At 60.4% G+C, this 22,086-nt stretch carries 14 protein-coding genes and 1 pseudogene; 1 reads left to right on the plus strand and 14 read right to left on the minus strand.

From position 1 onward, the window contains the following. Positions 1–722: 722 nt before the first annotated feature. The 12 genes and pseudogenes from NKH73_RS26375 to NKH73_RS26430 all read right to left on the minus strand — a co-directional run. Positions 723–1,598 (minus strand): annotated as a pseudogene (locus NKH73_RS26375) (DUF4917 family protein); the annotation flags it as partial. 387 nt (positions 1,599–1,985) lie between these two features. Next, a protein-coding gene (locus NKH73_RS26380) for an IS3 family transposase (protein WP_502894085.1) occupies positions 1,986–3,346 on the minus strand; the annotation gives its coding sequence in 2 pieces (ribosomal slippage) (positions 1,986–2,858 and positions 2,861–3,346; 1,359 coding nt in all). A 59-nt stretch (positions 3,347–3,405) separates the two neighbouring features. After that, positions 3,406–6,876: an ATP-binding protein gene (locus tag NKH73_RS26385; protein WP_352937328.1), complete on the minus strand. Its 3,471-nt coding sequence runs from the start codon at positions 6,874–6,876 to the stop codon at positions 3,406–3,408. Beyond that, complete coding sequence (locus tag NKH73_RS26390; RefSeq protein ID WP_352937329.1) at positions 6,873–8,132, minus strand: metallophosphoesterase family protein; 1,260 nt, start codon at positions 8,130–8,132, stop codon at positions 6,873–6,875. The genes NKH73_RS26385 and NKH73_RS26390 overlap by 4 nt, the downstream gene beginning before the upstream one ends. Before the next feature lie 122 nt (positions 8,133–8,254). After that, on the minus strand, positions 8,255–9,619 hold the full coding sequence (locus NKH73_RS26395; protein ID WP_352937331.1) for a BilD N-terminal domain-containing protein: 1,365 nt from the start codon (positions 9,617–9,619) through the stop codon (positions 8,255–8,257). 2 nt (positions 9,620–9,621) lie between these two features. After that, positions 9,622–10,143 (minus strand): MPN domain-containing protein, encoded by a 522-nt coding sequence (locus NKH73_RS26400; protein ID WP_050589498.1) that lies wholly within the window; start codon positions 10,141–10,143, stop codon positions 9,622–9,624. Beyond that, positions 10,097–10,582 (minus strand): DUF7665 family protein, encoded by a 486-nt coding sequence (locus tag NKH73_RS26405; RefSeq protein WP_352734686.1) that lies wholly within the window; start codon positions 10,580–10,582, stop codon positions 10,097–10,099. Before NKH73_RS26405 ends, NKH73_RS26400 begins: the two co-directional genes overlap by 47 nt. Positions 10,583–10,585: 3 nt before the next feature. Then, on the minus strand, positions 10,586–11,077 hold the full coding sequence (locus tag NKH73_RS26410; RefSeq protein ID WP_023758437.1) for a hypothetical protein: 492 nt from the start codon (positions 11,075–11,077) through the stop codon (positions 10,586–10,588). Positions 11,078–11,155: 78 nt separating this feature from the next. Further along, positions 11,156–14,470 carry a UvrD-helicase domain-containing protein gene (locus NKH73_RS26415; protein WP_352937333.1) on the minus strand — a complete coding sequence of 1,105 codons (3,315 nt, stop codon included), beginning with the start codon at positions 14,468–14,470 and terminating at the stop codon, positions 11,156–11,158. A 3-nt stretch (positions 14,471–14,473) separates the two neighbouring features. Further along, positions 14,474–15,079 (minus strand): hypothetical protein, encoded by a 606-nt coding sequence (locus tag NKH73_RS26420; protein ID WP_352937334.1) that lies wholly within the window; start codon positions 15,077–15,079, stop codon positions 14,474–14,476. Between the two features lie 2 nt (positions 15,080–15,081). Then, positions 15,082–15,909 (minus strand): hypothetical protein, encoded by an 828-nt coding sequence (locus NKH73_RS26425; protein WP_352734678.1) that lies wholly within the window; start codon positions 15,907–15,909, stop codon positions 15,082–15,084. Between the two features lie 331 nt (positions 15,910–16,240). Further along, positions 16,241–17,002: a DUF1889 family protein gene (locus NKH73_RS26430; protein WP_023758442.1), complete on the minus strand. Its 762-nt coding sequence runs from the start codon at positions 17,000–17,002 to the stop codon at positions 16,241–16,243. A gap of 325 nt (positions 17,003–17,327) precedes the next feature. Here NKH73_RS26430 and NKH73_RS26435 point away from each other — a divergent pair, with 325 nt between their 5' ends. Continuing rightward, positions 17,328–18,614 carry an E2 ligase fold family C protein gene (locus NKH73_RS26435; protein ID WP_352937337.1) on the plus strand — a complete coding sequence of 429 codons (1,287 nt, stop codon included), beginning with the start codon at positions 17,328–17,330 and terminating at the stop codon, positions 18,612–18,614. Between the two features lie 244 nt (positions 18,615–18,858). Here NKH73_RS26435 and NKH73_RS26440 read toward each other — a convergent pair whose 3' ends face one another. Both NKH73_RS26440 and NKH73_RS26445 read right to left on the minus strand, forming a co-directional pair. After that, the gene (locus tag NKH73_RS26440; RefSeq protein ID WP_352937349.1) at positions 18,859–20,274 is read right to left on the minus strand and encodes a mannose-1-phosphate guanylyltransferase/mannose-6-phosphate isomerase; all 1,416 of its coding nucleotides are present in this window, start codon (positions 20,272–20,274) and stop codon (positions 18,859–18,861) included. 240 nt (positions 20,275–20,514) lie between these two features. Further along, positions 20,515–21,501: a nodulation protein NodZ gene (locus NKH73_RS26445; protein ID WP_352734550.1), complete on the minus strand. Its 987-nt coding sequence runs from the start codon at positions 21,499–21,501 to the stop codon at positions 20,515–20,517. Positions 21,502–22,086: the final 585 nt, after the last annotated feature.

Raw genomic sequence — 22,086 nt, forward strand, 5'->3', positions numbered from 1 at the left:
AGTTCTCAGACCATGTCCGCAGTTCGATTGCGATAAACCTTGCCTTCTCCGCTATCGAAGAGATGAACCTGCAAGTGAAATCCAGCCGGGAAAAGCCGCGATGGCTGGACAACAAATACACGTGGAACCCGACAGTCTTGATGGACCTCAAGTCTCGACTCGACAGGGTTGGCATTAATCCAGAGAGAACCTTCGATTGGATAGTGAGGGGAGACGAGACCGAAATACCGATCGAACCGGTGCGCGACCAATTCTCAGCATATAGCGATGGAAAAATAGTCAGAGATGTCCAATTCTCTCTTCCTGACGCTATTCACGCATGCAGTTACTTACGGAATTTCATGACTGCACATGCCTTTGGAAAAAGTACACAGCGTCTGGGGCCTTACGAAGTGTACAATGTCCAGCAAGTAGCGCGCTTTCCGATCCTCTCAATATGCGGCCTATTTAACGTGTGGACACGTGATCTGATGGAACAAATGGCACTCCAACTTAAATGTGACGAAAGTTGACCCGGCTGATTTTTGAGGCACCGAGAGCTCGCACGCAGCGGGCCATCCGGTGACAACCACCTCTGGCATCTGCCTAGCGGTATGGCCCGGAAGACGCTCTGTAGAACCAGTGCTCGACGTCGATCTGCGCGCGAGTCCCGATGAACATATGCGCCAGAACTTGGACCGGTGGATGGGCGCTGCCGCGCATGTGTCCCGGGCCCGATCTCTTCAAGTTTCCCAGACCTTCGCGCTCCCGCTGTCGAAGAATGTGTAGCCGATCGTGGAGCCTGCGGTCTTCTGATACTTTGCCAGGAGACCGTCCAGCGCCCTGAGCTTGTCGCCATCCGGTTTGTAGACGCCGAAGTAGATGTGCTTGGTCTCAGACCCGAAAATGGCGCGGTAAATATGAGCGTCGTTCTCGTCAGCGCTATGTCCGTATATGAACGTCACCGCGGAATTGCCCCTGAGGATGTCGAGGCAATGGCGGAGGTAGGCGACTGAGTTAATCCTGCGCATCTTCTGGGTGCTCGTGCCTTCCGCAACGTAGACCGGGAACTTGCCGCGCTTGGCGATCTCGTCAGTGATCGTGGCGATGACTCCAGAACCAGTGTCGACTGCCTTCATTATCTCTCCTGCTCCGCTCTCAAAGAGATGGAGGCCGCCGTGCAGGTTGTAGAGATGGCAGTATGCGTCCTCCGAGAAGGGGCCGTGGAAGGAGCCAGCAGTCTTACCCAACCCGAATCCGTCCCGGAGAAGCCGCTTCTCAAGATTCACCCAGTAAAGCAGAAGATCATAGTTCAGCGAGAACACGGTGGAGAAGCAAGACAAGAAGTCTGCGCTGCTCGTGTATTTCGAACCTAGATCCTCCCGGTGCTTGGGGTGTGTCGCGTTGACTGCCTCCACCAGTGCCTCTCGCACCTTCCGGGCATCCCCCTCGATCTCGGCGGCATGGGCGGCGTTCCCGTACGCCCGCTCCACCAGCACCGCCCCTTCTAGAGCGCGCACCACGGCCTCGAAGTCGACCGTCGCGAGAGCGTCGAAGAGATCGCGCACCGGAGTGCCGGCGGCGAGGCCAGACTTGTCGAGGAGATTGCGGTAGCTGAAGTATTGAGCGGAGAAGCCATTGCGAGCAGCAAGGCGCGATCCTCGCCCTCCGTCCGCTTCATGGCATCATCAAAATCGATCACGTCCGGCATCGCGTACTCGCTCCAAGTTGGGATCTTTTATTCTGTGCCACGCTTTTGACCACTCAGGTGGCATGCGAACAACCGATTTATCAGTGAGATGGTGTGAGTGGGCCGGATTGCTGCCCGTCCGGTTTCGTGATGATTCGGCAATAAGCTGCCGCTCCGATATCGACCGCCTGGCGAAAAGACCGGGCCGCCTGTTACGGACGGCTTTCAATGTCGCGGGGAATGCAAAGCGGTCCCCAAACCGGCCGGCGCAGGGGAGCGCCCTTGCACTTGAACTGACCCCTTAAAGTTGGACAGTTTAAGATGGCGGCAGATTTAAGGGCTGGGTTCTGTATTGCACAGGGCTCAGCCCTTTCAGTTTCAGTTTGATGCGATCATGATTGTAGTAGTGGATGTAATCCTCGATGCTGGCCTTGAGGCTCTGAACGTTCTCGAAGGTATTGGGGTAGAAGAGCTCGGATTTGAGTGTTGCGAAGAAGCTCTCGATAGGTGCGTTGTCGAGGCAATTGCCTTTGCGTGACATGCTCTGGGCAATGCCTCGTGCCTGGAGCCTGCGCTGGTAGGCAGGCGTCTGATACTGCCATCCCTGATCGGAGTGTAGGATGGGCCGTTGGGTTTGGTCGAGTCGGTCCAGCGCTCTGGCGAGCATATTTTCCACCAGCTTGAAGAGCGGTCGCCTTGCGGTCTCGAAGGCGATGATCTCGCCGTTATAAAGGTCCATGACCGGTGAGAGATAGAGTTTGTTGCCCGCCAGGTTGAACTCCGTCACATCGGTCACCCATTTATGGTTGGCGCTGTCAGCATTGAACTGGCGTTGAATGAGATCGGGAGCCGTCCTTCCGATGCCGCCTTTGTAGGAGCGATACTTCTTCGGCCTGACCAGCGACTTCAATCCCATCTCCACCATCCGACACTGCACCGCCTTGTGATTGACGACATGACCGAGCCGGCGCAGTGCAGCAGCCACCCGGCGATAACCGTAGCGGCCCTTGTGGCTGTCGAAGACGGCTCTGATCTTCTCCTTGAGACCAGCATGGCGGTCGACGCGGGACGCCTTCTGTCGATAGTAGAACGTGCTGCGGGAAAGCCCTGCCAGTTTGAGAAGACCATCGAGCGGATAGAGCAGCCTTAACGCTTGGACAGCTTGCGCTTTTTGGGCGCGTGTCCCTGCGTTAAGGCCTCCAGTTTTTTTAGGTAGGCGTTCTCCATGCGCAGATGGTTCAGTTCCGCAAGCAGCTCTTCGCGGCTCTTGGTCTCATCACTCTGCGCCACGGGCGGCTCGCCAGGCGACGGCGGGTCTGACATCGATCGCGGCCTTCCTCTGCGGCGCGGCGCGAGCGCCTCTATCCCACCGGCTTCGTAGCGCCTCTCCCAGTCCGGAAGGCAGCCGGCGTTGCGGATATTGAACAGCGCGGCCGTCTGTCGGCAGGACAGTCCATCTTCCCACATCCGGTGCAGAACCGACAGCTTGAACTCGCCGTCATAGTGGCTGAGCTTGCGAGCGAGGCCGGCAACCCCGTGCGCTTGATAGCTCGCAACCCATTTGCGCACCGTCGCAGCATCTACGCCGTCGGCTGCACCGGCGCTCGCATAGCTCTCTTCATCACTCAAATAACGATCAACAACAGTGCGCTTCAAATTCTCGCTGTGTTTGGACATGAAAACCCCCGAAGGCTGATGTCCAACTTTCGGGGGTCAGTTCAACTTGCGGGGCCATCCTAATTGAGCTCGTGGATCGCAACGCCCGGCACAACGGCCCTGGCGATCTCGCACAGGTGCTGATGATGGGTGAGGTAGATCACCTGGCCGGCAGAAGCCATTTCCGCAAATAGTTTGAAAACCTCCTCCGACCGGACATGGTCGAACGTTTCCATGATGTCATCGGCAATGAACGGGACCGACGGTCGAAGCTTCGCGAATTCGTAGTAGCCGGCAAGCCGCAGCGCCAAATAGAGCTGAAATTGTGCGCCCTTCGACAAGGCGTCGGCGATCTTGGACTTGCCGTCGCGTTGCAATGCAATCAAGACCTCGCCGCCTTTGGCAGGCTGGGTTGCCAGCCCCAAATACTGGCCGCGCGTGATCAGCGCGAAGGCGTCCGACGCCCGCGCCATCATTCCGGAGCGATGACGGTCACGATAGAGCCGCAACGCGTTTCCAGCCGACATGACGCCGAGTTTGAGCTCGAGATAACGCACAGCCTTCTCCTCGATCTCGAGCAGGACGGTTCGGCGTTCGGCATCGATCCGGGCAACGGTGCTGTCGCTGCCAATAGCGTCGAGCTTGTCGGATGCTCGGGTCTGCCTAACAAGCTGCTGCTTTATCGCTTCGTCAAGACCCTGAATCCGCTGCTCGTTTTTGGCCTTTTCGACCAGGAGCCTTTCGGGATCGAGAACGCCCAACATCGCAATGGCCTGCTCCAGTCCATCCACCGCGAGTTCAGCGCACAGTTGCTGCTCAAGTCCGATCACAGCCGCGCGAAGCCGATCCCTGTCGCGCAGAACCTCGTCGCGTTCAACGACCTCGGAAAGTGTCGTCACGCCAAAGGCGCTCAGGATCTCGTTTTTGCGACGCTCATGGGCCGAAATCTCAGCATCGAGAGCTTCGCGCGCCTCTTGTGGGCGCTTCATGTCCTCGACAAGGTTTGCTTTCATTTCGCGCGTGCGTTCGGCGCGCTCTAGACGCGCGGCAAGCCGGATCGCCAATTGCTCCGGCTCGTCGTCGCTGGCCGGCTCGCAAGTGGCAACCGCGGCAGCGGCAACTTCGACCACGAAGTTGGCCCTGTCGGCTTCCATCTTCTCGATGCGGAGGCGCATGGCATCCCGCTCCTGCAGGCCTTTGGCGAGTTCGGCCAGCTGATCAAGGACGGTGCCGACGCTCGATGCGGGAACCCCGCTCTCGAGCCATGTGCCTTCCAGCGCTTGCGCGATGGCCGCCAGCCACTCCTCCTCGCGCCGCTCCGCCATGCCCACCGAGCGTCGTCGCGCGGCCAGATCCTCTTCCCTGGCGGTCACCATCCTGAGAGCTTCGGCATGTTCGGCATCCACCTTGCGTTGGCGGTCAAGGAAAAGCTCCGCGACGGCCGCTATGGTCTCCAGTCTGTCGCCAGGCTCAGGAACTATGCCGACGCTTCGCAGTGCGCCGTCCAATTCAAGTCGGATACCCTCCTCCTCGTCCGTCGCACGCCCAGCCCTCTTGCGGGCAAGCTCGATCTCCTCCCAAGCCACGAGCGCAACTGCTCGCGCGGCGCCACGGTCTTCGATCAGTTCGATCGCGCGCTCGAGCGATGAGGCGAGGTTGTCAGCGAGAAGCTCTCTTGCGGCGCCACGCATTTCCAAAGACAGAGCCTCCACCGCCGCGTCGGTCCGCTCGAGTTGCTCGCCTATGCGCGCAACATCGGCCGCGGCTCCGGCAAGGCTGCTTGTTGTCGTTCGGATCTCGGCCAGTTCGCGGGCGTCGGACAGCCTGCCGGCGCCAATACTGTCGTCGCGCGCCAACGCCACGGCAAAATCATCCGCTGTCTTGCCTGTGAGTTCGCCCCGGTGCTTTGCCCAGGCCGCGTCCCGATCACGCCTGATGACAGCGGCTGTTTCATCGTCGGCCACATCGGTAGAGGCACGCAACGCGTCAAGCCGCCTCGCGAGCAGGGCATGACTGGCTTCATGTTCGGCAAGGCGTTCGGAAAGCATGGCCCTGGCCTTGCCGAGATCCGCGGCCTGCACCTTCCACGCCCCGATCTGTGCGGCGCTGGGCGCGGTGATGCTGGCTAGCGCTCGCGCACCTGCTGACCACGGCAGAAGGCGCAAGAGCGCTGCTTCCCAGCGAACGGTGCCCCCATCTTGCGCGTCGCGTGCTGCCTTGAGTTCCCTGACGTGGTCGCTCGCCCGCGCTTTTGCCAACGCCGAGGTGAGCCTGGATCTAGCGGGCGCGGGCACGGCCCTTTCCTCGCCAATCTTTTGCCGCGCGGTCTGCAGCGCATCGACGGCTGCCGCGGCCTCGTCGCGGGCGACGCGCACGCTTGTGGCGACGCCGGATCGCTGCTCGATCAAGGCGCGGACAGCCCCAACGGTGGCGGCAGGCAAGAGCAGTGCTGCCGGGTTCGGTTCGGACGACCTGGCCAGGGCGGCAAGGCATGTCGCCACCGCGCTGTCGAGGATCTGCAGCTCCATCCTTCTGTTGGGAAGGTCAAGGCCCGCCGAAGCATAGCGCACCCTGCTTTCCGCGAGATTGCGGATGCGCTCTGAAATCGCAAGAATCGCCTCGTCCATGTCGACCGCGGCGACCCTTGCTGTCAAACGCTCGATTTCGTCGATGTTGCCGGCGAGCCGTGTTCTCAAGCTCGCGTCGTCATCGATGAGACCGGCCACACTTCCGGTCCAGGTGCGCGACGGCGCCGCGATATCGGGCAGTTCAGCCAGTTGGTCCGTCTGGCGCTCGATCTCCTTCAGGATCGGGAAGGCGCGAAGATACCTGGCAATCGTATCGAGCCGCGCCGACAACACGGAGCGCTCCGTGATGCTGTGCTCATATTTTTCCGTAGCATCGACACGGTCGGCCTCGAGCGTCTCGAAGGTCGAAGCCAATGTGTCGATGGCGTCCTTCTCAGCCTTCAGCTCGGCGAGGCGCTTCTTGAGCCGTGCCAGGTCGGTCCCGTGCGCCTGCTTCCGGTAGAGCCCGTCCGCCTCGGCGTCGAGCGCGCTCAACATATCGTTGGCTTGCCCGAGCCCGGCACTGGCGGTGAACAGCAGCTTGCCAAGGTCGCCGCGCGACTCCAGGATCGATTTGCCGCCTTCTTCCAGGGTCTCGTCGTTCAACGAGAACATGGTCTGATATGCATCGCGCGACAGACCGGCGAGATGGGCCGTTATCGCCACCTCACTCAAGGGCTGGCCAACCTCGTTGAGCAGCGAGTTGCTGCGCTGTTTCGTGCGCGTAAACGTCTGCTCGGTTCCCGTGAATTCGAGCACGCCCCCGATGCGCATCGCGCCGTACTCGTGCAGGAAATTGTAACGGCTGCGCTCCTCGATGCCGAACAACAGGTCGAGGTAGCCCGAAAGCGCGGTCGACTTGCCGGCCTCGTTCAGGCCGAACACGATATGCAAGTCGGGTCCGGACGCCGGCTTCGGGCCGAAGTCGATCGTACGATCGGTGAATTTGCCGTAGCGGATAAGGTCAAGGCGGCGCAGCCTCATGGCGACCCACCGGCCTTGAGGCGGGCTGTCACCAGGTCGGCGCCGCCGGCAAGCACCTTGCTGAGAAACAGTTCCAGTCCGACCTCGTCCTTGCCGGCGAAATCGCGCCCCTCGGCCGGAAGGTCGGCGATCAGCTTCTGGACAAACGCCCTCACCTCGGCACGGAAGGCTTCTGAAGTAGCGTCGGCGCGCATGGATTGGGCTAGTTCGAGAATCGGGTCCGCTGTGCCACGGCTCGTTTCCGCCCTGCGCTCGGCAAGGTCGAGCTCAAGCTTTTCCACCCATATATCGCCCGTCTGTTCCGCGACCTGATTGGCTTCCTCCAGCAACACATCGCGGTCGCGGATCAAGGCCCACGACAGGGGGGACGCTCCGGAAAGGCTGAGCCGGATAACCGCATGGCGGGACCGGACGGAAGTCCGGATGTCTTGCAGAGCGGATCGGATGCGGCCCACTGCCTCCGGCCATTCGACAGTGCCGGTCACGTCAACGTTCACGCGTTCGAACTGCGCGATGCTGGTCAGCCGTTCCTCGATCTCTATCAAGCGGTCGTCGCGGATCGTCACCAGGGTGACGGATTTCTCGCCGGCCTCGTTGATGTCCCTGCCCTGCGGCATTCCCGGCATGACCACCGTGCTTGCATCGGGATGAATGGTGCGCATATGGATATGGCCGAGCGCCCAGTAGTCGAAACCATGCGCGTGCAGATCAGCCAGGTTGCAGGGGGCATAGACATCGTGCCCGGGCGATCCGGCGAGACTGGTGTGCATGATGCCGACATTGACCGCGCCCTCATGGGCGGCCGGATATTTGGGCAGCAAGCTCTCCGGTGCCTTTGGGGTCGCGAAGCTCAATCCATGAAATATGACGTCGAGCCCGCCGGCGGTTTGCTGCACAGACTGGGGACGGCCGCCGAAGATCGTGACGGTGTCGGGAAACACAAGCTGTTTCGATATCCGCGACAGGGCGTCGTGGTTGCCGCGGATCTTGAAGACCCTGATGCCGGCCTGGTGCAGGCGGGACATTTGCGAGGCCAGAAAGCGGGCGGTTTTCATCGACGTCTGATCGCCATCGTAGAGATCGCCCGCAATGACCAGCGCATCGACACGCTCGGCAAGACAGAGATCGACAATCGAGATGAACGCTTGGCGGCTGGCGTCACCGACGAGCTCGGCAAGCTCAGGGTTGCGCAGCGCCAGCGAGCGCAGCGGCGAGTCAAGATGAATGTCGGCGGTGTGTACGAATCGAAATGCCATTCAGGTCTCCAGCCCCTGAACATAGTGATATTCGACTGCGGCTCGATAGATGAATTTCACGACAGGTAGTGGTGCTAGCCGAGCCGTTCTACAGGTCGTGTCTCGGGAGGCGGTTCACCTCGCTATCTCCTGGCCGCAAGATGTCCAAAGCCGTAAGGGGTGGTGACCGCCGCGGCGATGGTGGTAACGTCGTCCAGCGTGTTGCTGGAGGTCGATATCAATTCGAACGTCGCCCCACCATGCAGCCGGCGCAACAACTCTGAGATCGCCAATGTCGCTGCCAACAGCCCTACGAAGGGAACACCGACCGTGCGCGAGGCCAATATGGCAAGCCCGCACTCGTCCATGCCCGCGTTGACGAGTTTTTCGTAGGCCGGCATGTGCGCGACGGATGCGGCGGGGATCGCGACATTCGACCAAATCGAGCGCGCCGTTCGCGACCCAGGAAACGTATGGACAGAAATGCCGCGGAACCCGTCGGGGCCAGCGCCAAGGCCTGCCTCAACCACAAAGTCGAAATCAGCATCCTCCAATGCCGCGCGCGCTAGCGCATTGTCGACGCCACACAGCGCAACGCCCGGCTCAGCGTTCTCGCGCTTGATCGCCGGACCGAAGCGACGCTCCTCGATGACCGTTTTGAACCCCTGCGCTTCCAGCCATGCGGCGGCAATCCGAGCCTTTTTCGTACCGACGTCGGCGTCAAAAGAGAGCATCGACGTGCTAGCGTTCGAGGTCGCCAAGGTGTCGAAATCCTGGAGGACCAGCTCGACCTCGACGTGATCCTTGTAGGGCAGCGCGGCCAATACCCAGCAGAATGCTTGCCCGAGATTGCCAAGGCCAATGAGCCAGAGGCGCGATGGCAAATAGCTGAGGGCAGGTTCGTCAGCCGACGGTTCACGCCAATCCACACCCGGCCTCCAGAGCGATAGGCCCGCCACGCGCCGACCCGCCATCGGATGATCGCCAGCGTGGAAGCTGAAGACCTCCGTCATAAGGCAAGCCGCCGCTACCAGCGGCGCGAGGGCCATGTGCTCATCATCCGCAAGGCGCAACTGATCGCGCAATGGCGCAACGCCTCCGCGCCAGCCTTCCCAGGTGAGCCGCCATCCGACAACGGTGTTTGGTGGAGCCTCGCCATTCCCGATGACGGCAGCAGGTGCAACGGCATCCGCCGCGTCACAGCACAGGCCGCCCAGATCTGCGATCGCATCACGCAGCGTCGGCGCTGTGCTGAGCGTAGTCAGGTTGTTGCATTCGGGAGCCCCGACTACCCGTACCCCGGCAAGCAGGGTGCGGTGGCCGAGATTGACCAGGGAAAGCAGCGCCACCTGCTTAGCAGCCGAGGCGGCGATGTCGGCGCCGACATGGACATTGAGGCCAAAGCGGCCCAGCATGGCCATCGCTTCCTGATGAGAGGCGGCTGTGCCACGATCCATGAAGTACTTGGCGGTGCGGTGCAGATTATCAGCGCTGAGCGTGTTGGTCATCATTATCCCCAGAAGCCATTGTAGAAGTAGCCGGTGGCATGTGCTTCGGTCCGGTCGAACCACTGATGTCCGCCCCGGTATTCGAAGATGCCCAATCTCGCCTGCTGAACCGGGACGGCGGCGAAGTTCGGTACGATGATCGCAATGTGCCCCTCGCGAGCGACCATCGGGTTGGTGCGATCGCTACCACTCTGCAGCGCAACGCCCGGATGCGTATGCACGTCCGCGACGACCGTTAGGCCAAGCGATCGGCAGCGCGCCCACAGCTTGGCGAAGGCATCTCCATGGAGGACGCACACACCCGACGAATACGCGTCGGGATCCAACTCATCATAATAGATTGCCGTGACCGCCCGCCGCCGCTTGCCCGCGATGACGCCGAGGAGAAACACGCCGGATTCGGTGCGCCCGCCACCTCGGCGCCGCAATTCGGCAAGCGTGTTGCCCCACATTTTGCGCGACATCGATAACCGGTGCTCAGGCGCCACGAACGCCCGAATAATCGCCTTGATGGAAAAGGTCATGGAGCTGCTCCAGGTAACAGGTGATGCCGCGTTTTGGATCCCACAGACGGCTCGGATGGTCGGTGATCCAACCGGGATGGCCTTCGATCGAGAGGCGATCGCAGGGCAGGTAGAGGCACCGCCCCTCACGCCACTCCGGGCGGAAGATGGAGGGCACGATGGACCGGCCCGTGGGCCAGTCCTTCGCCGGCAGTGGTCCGTTAGTGCGCAGGTCCCATGGCTGCGCCGTCACCGGCAACTGCCGGTAGCCAGTGCACTCGAAGCGGAATGCGAACTCGGCAGGGCTATTGGGCCGCTGCGGCGCCGTGACCGCGATGATGACGTGCGGCCAGGAGATCATGCCTAGACGCCAGCGCCCATCGATCTCGCCGACCCGGAAGGCAGTGGCCGCCAGATCGGCCTCCAAGAGCAGTCGGTCCGGCGGCACCACACGGTTCATGGCTCAGCCCTCGACGCGCTTCTCGGGGACGAGGTCGAAGCAGACGGCACAGGTCTTGCCGTCCGTCAGTTCGTTGAGCGGCGTATCGCTTGCCGGACGGCGCGTGGTGCCACACATCTGCAGCACATGCTCGTCCGCGTCGTGCGCGCTCAGCTTGAATTTGTCGATCGCCCAGGCCTTGACACGGCGCACGCGTGCGCCCGGGGCGAACTTGTGCGTCGCCGTCTCCGCCAGATAGTTGATCGTCACCTCGATCTTCTTGCATTTGGTGACGTGCACGTGGGAGCCGCGCTTAAGGTCTGTCGCCGGCAAGTTCGGCGTCATCGCGTGTGGTACCTCCGCCTCGTCGATGAAAATCGCGGTGTCGGCGTTGATTGCGATCCCGGCATGTTTGATCGCTTCCAAGAGATCCGCGACGAGCGCGGCCTCCACGATCTCGGTCTCGATGGCCGCGGGCAGTTCACGGCTACGGATGAAGATGGTTTTCGTAGGCATTTTCGGTGCTTCCTTTCTGGGGCGTAAAACCCTCTGAAAGTGAAGCGCCGCGAGCGCGGAAAAATGGGAACTGGCCGGCTAGCCGCCGCAGGTCAAATAGTAGGGGCAGCCTGGGCAACTCCGGCCCGTCTTAGGACCGAAGTCGCCACTCTCGATTCCGGCGATTGCTTCCGAATATCGTTCCAGCAGCTTGCCATCATCCTTCAGCGGCGGAACCATACGTTCACCGGTCCCCAGGTAGTATGCCTCGACCGTGATCCGCCTGCCGGGATAAAGCTGACGGGCACCCAGCCGAAGCAAGGCGTAGATTTCCTTGTCCGATTCCGACTTGGTCTTCTTGCCGGTGCGAACCCTCTGGATCGTCACGCAGCCGTCGGTCGCGATGATGACACGATCGGGGGTAACCGCAACCTTGCGGCCATCGAGGTTGACCAACCATTCCCGCCGGTCGTAGTGACCAGTTTCACCTATGACGGCTTCGGCCATACGCGTGACCATTTGCATCCCGATGGCACGGTAGTATTTCTGAAATGGGTGTTTAATCGGACCGTGTTCGGCCCAATCGGCGGTGAAGTGCGCCAGCGTATCCGCGACCCCAGCCGTAGTGCCTGCCGCGCGCTGGTCCTCAAGCCAGCCGACCGTATCGTAGACACAGGCGTGGAACCGCACATAGGCCGAGCTCTCCGGACCACCAAGAAGCCCATCCTTCACCTTGTAGCCATAGCGCGCAGGGCAGTTGATATAAACCCCGAGAGCATCTTCCCCATAGCTCAGGGCGGGCGCGGTCGCCCGCGCTAGCCCCCGCTTGGCGTGGGCCGCTGGCCCTGCCGCACGGTTTCTGCTGGAAAGCCCTGCAAGGAGCGCGAGAAACTTCGATGGACTGGATTTTCGGGAAGGTGTGTATCGCTCGGCGCGGCTCAATGCGAGGTGATCGCGCGCTCTCGAGAGTGCAACGAAGAATAGTGACTGCTCCTCGTGATCGTGGTCATCCGACGTCATAGCGAGCCGGTCGAGAGAAGGCGGCGGCTGAACGCGCACGGCTTGGCGGTTGCTCGGCATGTACGTCGTGGCGAGGCCCGGCAAATGCACGCCGCGAAATTCCAATCCCTTGCTGCCGTGAATGGTCATGACGCGGACCGCGTCCATGTCGGTCGCTTCCGACGAAATTGCTCTGTACGCCGTATCTTCGTTGAGCGCCTCGATGCGCCGTACGCGAGCCAGAAAGCGTCGCCGGCTTCGCCCGCCAGTGGCCGCGAATTCGACAGCCACCTTCAAGAACTGATAGATTGCAATGAGCTGCTGCTGCGCGGCCGGGTCCTGGCGCAAGAGAATAGGTCGAAGATAGTCACTCCGCTCGAAAAGCCAGGTGGTGAGCATTGTCCAGGGTGAAGAGCGGCGCAAACCCCCTAACTGTCCAGCCAGCCTGGCCAGACCTGCCCCTCCGGCCCCACTGAGACCTGGCACCTCAGCAAGGCGTGCAAGCGCTTCAAAGACGGACACTCCATTTGCGCGGCCCCACTCGATTAACGTGAGCACTTCTTCCCGCAACACGGCGTATTCGGGCAGTGCCGCGACGCGCGCCAGGCCCACCGCGCCACGCTCGGCGTCAAGCGCGAGGAGGGATAGCAAGTCCCGGATCTCAGCGCGCTCAAAGAGGTCGCCAAGATAAAGGAGTGGCACGTTCATCGCCTCAAGGGGCCCCGTAATTCGCGCCAGGGTTAAGTGCGTTCGGGCCAGGATGACCTGGTCCGCGAACGGAATGCCGTTCGCATGAAACTGCGCTATCTGATCGCGGATGCCAGCAGCCTCGTCGCTCACGGTCGGCGCGACTGTGAGTGAAATGCTGCCCGCTTCCGGGCGCTCAACTTTCCATTGGCTGGCTACGCGCATGCCGTCGTTGGCGAAGCGTTGAAAGGCGTCAACGATAGGTTTCGTCGACCGGTAATTTGTATTGAGGGCCAGGCGCGTCCCCTTGAAGTCCGGCACGAAGCGCGCGACGTTCTCCGGCTCCGCGCCGCGGAAACGATAGATCGACTGGCGTGGATCCGCGACGACCCAAAGATTGGGATTGGCGCCGGCGATCGCCTGCAGGAATTTGGCGCTGGCGAAGTTGACGTCCTGGTATTCGTCGACCAGCACGTGTTTGAAGCCCATCACATAGGCACGCGCATCCGCGTTGTTCTGAATGAGATCGATTGCGAGCCTGATGAGATCTCCGAAGTCGACCGCGTTCGCCAGCAATAAGGCGTCCTCGTAGACTTCATAGATGTGGGCGAACTCCAGCATCTTGTCTGCAGCTTCAAGGTCCTCCTCATCCGAAGCTGTTGCTTTATAATCGACAGCCGCGCGGGCATAGTCAGCCGGCGAGACCAGCTCATCCTTACAGCGTGAAATCGCGCGCAAGACCGGCGCGAGCTCAAAGGCAGGCTCGTACAGATTCTGATAGTAGACGAGGTCCAGCTTCTCAAGGTTGGCTTCCAAGAGTGCGAGCGATGCCGTCTGGTCGAATACCTTCAAGGGAAGCGTGCGGCCAAGGCCTGAGGGCCACTTCTTGAGGAGTTCGAGCCCGAAGGCGTGGAAGGTTCCCACCCACATCTGAATGGATGCTTCCGCATTGGCGGCCGAAAGCCGCTCGCGCATTTCCTCGGCAGCCCGGTTCGAAAAAGTGAGTGCGAGGAATTCGGTCGGCATGACGTTGTTTGCGAGCAAATGCTCGATGCGGCGCACCAGTGTGCGCGTCTTGCCGGTGCCGGGACCAGCATCGAGTAGCAGCGGTCCCTGATCCCACAGCACTGCCCCTTGTTGGCTATCATCGAGCTCGGCTGCATTGACGGGTCGTTGCGGGGGCGGCGGTCGGAGCGGTGGGAGAAGGAGCGCGCGCGCCATTTGGCTGCTGACAAGAGCGGCGGGCAGTCCGAGCGCAGCGGCGATCTCGGATGGGCGGCGGCGTCTTTCGACAAATTCCGTCCTTAACCAGTCCGAGGGGCAAAGGAACTCGCCTGCAAAAACGTCGGCTTGGACCTCCTTGCGCTCGGTCGGCGCGTATCCTTCGACCCGGCCTGCGCCACTATCAATCGGGTCGCCTCCAAGCGCGTGGGCTGTCACACGCACTTCGCTGCGAGTGTCCAAGTGCAGATAGAAATGGCCGAGTTCATGGGCGATCACGACGCGCTCGTCGATAGGATCTTGGCCCTGTGCGACGTTGACGAGTTCTGCGGCCCTGTCGAGGGAACCCAATACCCCTGGGGCCAACGCTACCCTCCGCAGCTCAAGATCCGCCACGTTGAGTGCGCCCGCGACAAGTGCCTCAGCACTCCGATCGCCATTTGCACCCTTAAGTGCTGCCAGATGAACCTCACGGGCTTTCCGCCGAATATCGATCCAGGCATCCAAAAGCTAATCCTCTTCAAGCCAGTAATGTATTCGCTCTGCCGACATCCCGCTGCTCTCGACAATTTCCCTGTAGCTACGTTGTAAGACCTGCGGTGGCCCGGATGCCTTCGCCTCACCCATGCGCGGATTGGCGAGCGCAAACAAAACTTCTCTGTCGAAGGCCGCTTGATCAATACGCAGCGCATGCATCACCGCGCGCGAAAGCCTTCCGCCCACGGGGGGCCGCATCCAGCCATTGAAGAGGTCCGCCACAACCGCTCGCGCGATCCCGATCTCGGTAGCGATACCCGAAATCCTGGTTCCCGCGCGCCTCAAAAGTTCGAAAAAGCCGACCGCCTGGGAGGGCACTCCACTGTCGGCCTCGGCACTTCGATAGATTATGTTCAGCGCACGGCTATGAGCACGCTGGAGGGTAACTTCGTCGATCTCAACATCTACGTCCGCCTGAGCCGTCCAGTCGCGCGCAATTGCGGCGTGCGCACGAATATCCTCGGCATATTGTGGAAACCGCTTAGTCCATTCGATGATGTCGGCGGCGCTCGGCGCCGGGCAGTCAGTATGGAAGCTGTATAGGACATCATCTCGATCCTTGCTCATTGTTTTCGCCATTATCATTCTCCCGCTGCGCGCCGCGTCACGGCTCGAACTTGGTTCACGTTCTCGATCAGCAACGCGCGAACCTCCGCGACCCAATGTTCTGCCGTCTTGCGGTCAATTCCTAAAGCCCCCGCGATTGAGACAGTCCCCTTTGTCCCACCGCAGGGAACCTGATCCACGTGAAGCCGAAACGCGAGACGTTTGCGCGGATCGGGGATCTGGGCAAGGGTCCGCTCCACATCTATTGTCTCGGCGAGCTCCTCAACGTTCTGTAGCAACGCCGGGTCTGGTCGTTTGACACCGGCATCCGCAGTATGTTCCTCGATCTCAAACAAGCCATCGGCGCTCTCTTCTAGCGCTGGCCTCAATTCCATTTTACCTGAGATCTCGCCATCGTCGGCCTTGCTGTCATCGTTCGAGTTACGGGCCGCGGGCTTTTTCTCCTCGGGCGGCGGGATCCGCTTCGCCGCCTCCTCCTCGGCGATAGCGTCCTTGAGCCGGAACGTCAGTCGTCCATAGAAGGATTCTCGGTATCCTTTGGCGTCGGCGCAGTTCGGATTGCAGATTGCGGCGAAGAATTCGTCGTAGACGTCGTCGATGATGTCCTGGCCGCTATTCATCTTGTTGGTTCCGACGCGCTTGCGCAGAACCCGCTGCGCCAGATTGGAGAGATAGCTAGCCATATCCTCACGAAGGTGCCGATCCTTGCTGCCGGCATATTGGAAGGCAGCGATGATCGCCTCTGGTGCATAACGACCGAGTTGCCCAGCCTGTGTGATCTTACGCCAACCGATTGCGTCGGTGCACGGCGGCGGCTTCAGCTTGTTCGTTGAGATCACCATCGGCCGAGGCCCTCTTTGACATTATCTCCAGGTGAAGCGGTCCCAGCGGAGAAAAATGGGAAGCGCCCTTCAGAATGTCTTCAACCAGACCAGGCTGAAGCTCGACGATGTCTCAAGTTCGGTTGCATGCCGACCGCAAAAACGCCGGGAAGTCGCGGGATACACCGAAGCCGATTTCTGCTCGATGCAAACCCTATTGCGGTGGAGTGCCAAAGCCTTCCAGTTGCCAACCGCTTCAAGGTCGGGACGATGCGATGGTGCCGCACCGCCTCATGTCCGGCGCCTTCGAATTGAACAATGACAAATGACCTCGAACCGGCTCTACACGCATTCACGAGTCAGCCTGCCAGCGCCGGTAGCGCCCTTCGGGATCGTGGATGCCCGAAAGGCTCGGTTTGGCCCTCAGCGCCCATATCTTCCTGGCCAGCGCTTCGAGATCTGCGGCGTGGTCAGGCCGCCATCCACGCCGGATAGCCCAAGACTTGATATTTGCAGATTGGTCGGAGTGTCCCTTGGTTCGGAGAATGCGCATGATCTCGTTTGCCATCGCCTTGTCGCGAGGATGCCCCAGGCCGGTCGATAGGTTGATCATGCTGGATAGCGTTTCAATCGCGCGCACAAACACAGGGTCGTCGATCAGGGCGGATGGCGGAGCCTGTTGCGCCTGGCCGTGTATGATCGCGCCCCAGCGGGCCACCCAACCATCCGCCGCTGCGGGGATGTCCGGGACGACCACTACGCCAGCGATGTTATTCAGATCATCGACAAAATCGAGGATTCGCGGCTCCGCATAGTAGACCACAACCACCGACTTTCGCGGCGGGTAGCGCCATGTCTTCATGGTTTCAGCATGCAAGCGGCCACCCCCGGAGAGTGAGATCGGTCCCTTGGCAAGAGCCTTGACATGGCCAGCACCCAACGACTGGGAAAGACCCGTGTGGTCCAGCTGTTGCTTGGTATGTACTAGTAGGACTATGTCCTGTACCTCCGGTCCAAATTTCTCACAGATCTTCTGGGCATAACCCAGCGCAATGCGAAGCGCTTCGGCGTCTTGGCTATCGACTGGTACGAGGATCCGAATGGGCTTGGTCATGTTTATTCTCTGACTTACTGGAGCTTGCCTTCACCTATGATTCCGTATCTTTTCCTCCTAGCGTGGAATCACCGGAGCTATGAGCATAGCACGTCGCGCGTGACCTGGGTGTTGACGCAGCTATGTCCGCTTCTGGTAGACGGAAATGCTAGTGGAGTGATGGTCACGCATCTCTCTCAAAATTGAGGCTAGAGTTGACAGAGTTGGATTTCGGTTCCTCTCCCTCCAGGGCAGCGTCCCTAAAATTGCGCCCTCGACATCGCCGACGAGCTCCTCGACAAGCCTGTGTGCCGAGGGCCAGGCGACGCGTGACCTTACGGTCAGGTTGCTTGCCAGACTGTATCCGGTTCTGGCCATAGTCCCCCTGGATATGGTCGCGAGCTCTCAAGCCCAAGCGCTCGAGCGCTTGGCAAAGTCGATCAATCCAAAATTCAGCATCCGGCGTTCCGGCAAGTATGCGACGGTCTGTGTAGCTGCAGGCGCGGTGCACCCATCACTTCGGTGCCCAACGTTTTTCATGGGATCGCAGGGTTGGGCGGCAAAGCTGTCGCGTACGGACCCGGTGGGCTCTGGCTCGAGCTTGCTGCCCTTTGGAGCTGGCGCCGCAAGCTGCTTCGCCGCGGCCAACGTCTTTCGAACCATCTTTGCTTCCCAGCTGACCGGCGCCGAGCTGGACGAGAACATCGACCTCTCTTTGTGCACCTACAACAAGATTGGCGAAATGCACCTCGTTGGGCTCGGCGCGATAGGCCATGGCTCGCTCTGGGCGCTGGCGAGGCAATCCGGTCTGTCGGGGCGCCTGCATGTAGTTGATCACGAAGCTATCGAACTCTCAAACCTGCAGCGCTACGTGTTGGCAGGTCAGGCGGAGGTCGGCCTCTCTAAGGCGGCCCTTGCAACCAACGCCCTTCGGTCCACCGCCCTTGAAGTCGAGGCGCACCCTATGAAGTGGGCAGAATATGTTGCGCGCCGGGGCGACTGGGTATTCGACCGAGTGGGTGTGGCGCTTGACACCGCCGCCGACCGTCTAGCTCTCCAAGGTGCTCTGCCCCGATGGATCGCGAACGCCTGGACTCAGGAGCAAGATCTAGGCATCTCGCGGCATGGTTTCGATGACGGCCAGGCTTGCCTTTGCTGCATGTACATGCCGACCGGGAAATCCAAGGACGAACACCAACTGGTCGCGGAGGAACTCGGAATGCCGGAAGCACACGATGAGGTAAAAACGCTCCTGCAGACCAATACCGGGGTCCCCAATGAGTTCGTAGCTCGGGTGGCTACGGCGATGGCTGTGCCGTTTGGGCCGCTCGCCGCGTTTGTTGGCCAGCCCCTCCGTTCCTTTTATCAGCAGGCTATCTGCGGCGGTCTGGTGTTCCAGCTTAGCGATGGAAGTCGTCTCGTTCGAACCGTGGTTCCGATGGCCTTTCAATCAGCGCTTGCCGGGATCATGCTTGCCGCAGACCTAGTCAAGCATAGTGCGGGTTTTCCGATGAGTCGGACAACCAGCACTACTGCGCCCCCTTTGGTTCTCACCTCCATGATCCGAAAGCCAAAGATTCCAGCGGCCGCTGCATCTGCAGCGATGAGGATTTCATTTCCGCCTACAGGCTGAAATACGGCTGTGCCGTTGAACAGCTGAGCAACGGGTCCGCCTAAAAAGATCTGAAGTCTTCGTTACCGCGGACGGCGCGCTGTCAAGCGCTCACCGATGTTTTCGACCACGATCGAGTGCCTGATGAGAGTGCGGGGCGGATACTATGACACGCTCGGCCCGCTGCTTGTCAATGTCAGGCCCAGAACCCACGACAGAGATCCTTGAGCGACGGCTCGCCGTTTAACGTTTTTTGTACTGTTATCTACGTTCGACCATATTCGTCGTCGAAGCGAACGATATCATCCTCGGCGAGATAATCGCCGCTCTGCACTTCAATGATAACCAGGTCAATTCTGCCTGGGTTCTCGAGCCGATGCTTATGGCCGCAGGGGATGTAAGTAGATTCGTTTGTCCCCAGGAACAGCTCCTGCTCGCCATTGACGATTTTGGCGGAGCCGCTGACCACGACCCAGTGCTCCGAACGATGATAGTGCATCTGCAGGCTCAACTGGCGACCGGGCTTCACCTCGATGCGTTTGATCTTGAAGCGCTCGCCTTCCTCCAGAACCGTATAGGTACCCCAGGGCCGGTGTACCGTGCTATGGACCAGATGAGCTTCATGTCCCGAAGCCTTGAGGCCCTCGAAGAGCTTCTTAACGTCCTGAACGCGGTCGCGGGATGTGACAAGCAAAGCGTCCGGGGAATCCACGATCACCAGATCGCTTACGCCCACCGTGCCGATGACGCGCTTGTCGGAGCTCACATAGGTGCCGGTCGTGTCGACCATGTGCACATCGCCGCGTATCCTGTTCCCGCTTTCGTCGGGGGCGATCAAATCGGCCATTGCGTTCCAGGATCCGATGTCGTTCCAATCCATGTCGCAGGGAATCACGGCAAGTCTGTTAGTCTTCTCCATGACAGCGTGGTCGAGCGAGATTCGCGGCGCGGAACCGAAATGCTCAGGCGCGAGTTCGATTTTGGCAAAGCCTTGGCATTGACTGGCGCGGCCGTTCTCATAGCTGTCGGCGACGGCCTGGAGCACCTCGGGACAATGCAAAACCATCTCGTCGAGCATGGTTTGCGCACTGAAGCAGAAGATGCCGGCGTTCCAGAAGAAGCGTTGAGACGCGACATAGGCTTTGGCTGTCTCCAGATCCGGTTTTTCAACGAAACGGACGACGTTCTCACCATCTGCTTCGATGTAGCCGAATGCGGTGTCCGGTCTGGTTGGGGTGATGCCCAATGTGGCGATCCGCCCGAGCTTCGCATGTTCCATGGCCAGGCCCATGACGTCTAGAAACGCAGGCAGGTTGCCAATCAGGTGATCGGCCGGGAAGACGCACAGGATCGCGTCAGGGCCTTGCGTTGCCCTCGCATGGATCGCGGCTGCAGCCACGGCGGCGGCCGTATCCCGAGCTTCGGGCTCGAGCAGAAAGGTGCGTGGCAGGACCACGGAATCCAGTTCGTCAAATTCGTCCTTGGTCAGGAAGAGGTGGTCCCCGGATGTCACAGCGACGAGTTCCACGACACCTTCTATCGAAGCGGCGCGCAGCACAGTCTGCTGAATGAGAGAATATCCATCCGCTACTTTGAGGAAAGGTTTGGGGTGCGATTGCCTTGAGGCGGGCCATAGCCGCGATCCGGCTCCGCCGCTGATGATCACGGGAATGACTTTCATAACCAACCTCAATTTCGTCTCTGGAGTGATCGCCCGCGTTCTTTCGAGCGTCAGCGTCACGATCGCCGTCGCTCTGGCTTGTCTGCGGCCCCCGCGTAACAGCGAAGTTCTGGCGCGTTGCAGGCGGCGTCAGATGACGACGCTATCGGTAATGTACGACGCCTCCACTGGCGTCGGTGAGAAATGCGCATTCAACTATGCCTGTTGGTTGCGTCTGCCGAATTGCGCAGGTGGCGGGTCTTAACTGAGATCAGAGACTTGGCTGCCTTCTATCAAAGTCAAACGACTTGGCTCTTTCAGATCGAATTCAATTACCCGTGGTGCGAAAAGGCGTGCATATCGTGTAAAGGCGCTCGTTGGGGGAAACCGAATTACGGTATCGCAGCGCCCGAGAAGATACATCTCAACGAGGGCGGAAATTCCGCCGTCAATCCCGAGTGCTGCAGTGTGTAAGGGGCCACCTTGATTGGATCCGAAGTGCTTCGGGACAGTGAGCAGATCGGGAAACCTGGCCGACAGAAGATCCAGTATCCGCGCGCTGTCCGTGCATAAGAACAGCCGCACAGGCCTGGGGTGCGGTAACGCCTTAGCCTTGTCAATTGCAGCGCACACTTGCCGAACGGCGAGCTCCGGATCGGCCCAGTAGGGCGCATGCTCCATGATGTCTTCACCGTTACCGTGCCGAACATGAATCCCGATGATACTGTGCCCCTCAAAACATTCCTGATAAATGGCATCTATGCGGGCTTGAATTTCTGGCCGAGGCTGGACACTCTGGAACACCTGCCGCTCTGCATCCTCATCGCACCGCCACATCAGACAAGCGTCACACACTACTGTGTTCGCTTCGACATCGTGTTCGGCCTGAAAGAGCTCGCCCAACTCATCGCGCTCTTGGAAAATCTGGCCATCTGGCCGGTAAAGGCACTCGATCGCCGGCCTGTTCCACCACTCCGGGAAGAATGGACCAGGGAAGGAAACGTCGTTGATCCGGTCGTCGGAAATAGCCGGCACGCCAGCGATGTCATTGATCGGCTGGAAGAACACCGCAAACGCATTTGTGAAGGGTTGGTCGAGGTAGCAGGCCCCCCGCCAGTCGATGACTAGAGTTCGTCCCGACCGCTGCGCGTAGCGCCAAGCGGCCGCCAATGACCACAGACAATCACCGAACCCCGTACGCCTCCGAGAGACGACGAACCGGCGCTTTTCCAATCCACTAACATGCATTTTCGGAAATCTCGTTCAGAGAGGAGGTTGCCCGGTTTGGTATCCTTAGTCGACACGTAGACCCTGACGCCGGGCGCTTGGCAGAGGCCGGGCCATAGGGCAGAAGAGCTCACTCAGCACTGCCCACTAATCCCGTGATGCTCGCACAGCTTGAAGCCGATGCCCTCGCTTCCGGTTCAGCCTTCTCTACTGGGCCTCCCCGGCATATGTAAAATCTATTGAGTGGATGCCGGCCATCCATGTGTTGGATGCCATGATGAAGGGGCTCGGCTGACGCGGGCCCGGCCAATAGAGCCGAAACAGCCGGGAAACGCTGCGACACTGCCTGCCGGAGCAAATCGTTCCGTCGACGCCATACGCCAAGGGTGCAAGGCTGCATACAGCAACCGGTACCGGGCGAGATGAGGTCGACAGCTCGACGCGCCTGGAACCAGCTGTTCGACAGAATCTGCAGTCTGCTCCCAAAGTTCTGCACGACCTGTGCCGGATGCTGTGGTGAGGGCTCGCGGCCACGAACGTTGTCCTCGCCCCGAACGGAAGCTCGCGCCTACGACTCCGGGCCGGCGAGGCGCCCCCGCTGCTCAG

It is taken from the genome of Mesorhizobium sp. M0938 (genome assembly GCF_040319125.1).
Taxonomy (GTDB): Bacteria; Pseudomonadota; Alphaproteobacteria; order Rhizobiales; family Rhizobiaceae; genus Mesorhizobium; species Mesorhizobium robiniae.

Bases quoted from the DNA above. Each gene is read 5' to 3' on its own strand.
- NKH73_RS26385 (WP_352937328.1), bottom strand. From the start codon at position 6,876: ATGAGGCTGCGCCGCCTTGACCTTATCCGCTACGGCAAATTCACCGAT.
- NKH73_RS26390 (WP_352937329.1), bottom strand. From the start codon at position 8,132: ATGGCATTTCGATTCGTACACACCGCCGACATTCATCTTGACTCGCCG.
- NKH73_RS26395 (WP_352937331.1), bottom strand. From the start codon at position 9,619: ATGACCAACACGCTCAGCGCTGATAATCTGCACCGCACCGCCAAGTAC.
- NKH73_RS26400 (WP_050589498.1), bottom strand. From the start codon at position 10,143: ATGACCTTTTCCATCAAGGCGATTATTCGGGCGTTCGTGGCGCCTGAG.
- NKH73_RS26405 (WP_352734686.1), bottom strand. From the start codon at position 10,582: ATGAACCGTGTGGTGCCGCCGGACCGACTGCTCTTGGAGGCCGATCTG.
- NKH73_RS26410 (WP_023758437.1), bottom strand. From the start codon at position 11,077: ATGCCTACGAAAACCATCTTCATCCGTAGCCGTGAACTGCCCGCGGCC.
- NKH73_RS26420 (WP_352937334.1), bottom strand. From the start codon at position 15,079: ATGGCGAAAACAATGAGCAAGGATCGAGATGATGTCCTATACAGCTTC.
- NKH73_RS26425 (WP_352734678.1), bottom strand. From the start codon at position 15,909: ATGGTGATCTCAACGAACAAGCTGAAGCCGCCGCCGTGCACCGACGCA.
- NKH73_RS26430 (WP_023758442.1), bottom strand. From the start codon at position 17,002: ATGACCAAGCCCATTCGGATCCTCGTACCAGTCGATAGCCAAGACGCC.
- NKH73_RS26440 (WP_352937349.1), bottom strand. From the start codon at position 20,274: ATGAAAGTCATTCCCGTGATCATCAGCGGCGGAGCCGGATCGCGGCTA.
- NKH73_RS26445 (WP_352734550.1), bottom strand. From the start codon at position 21,501: ATGCATGTTAGTGGATTGGAAAAGCGCCGGTTCGTCGTCTCTCGGAGG.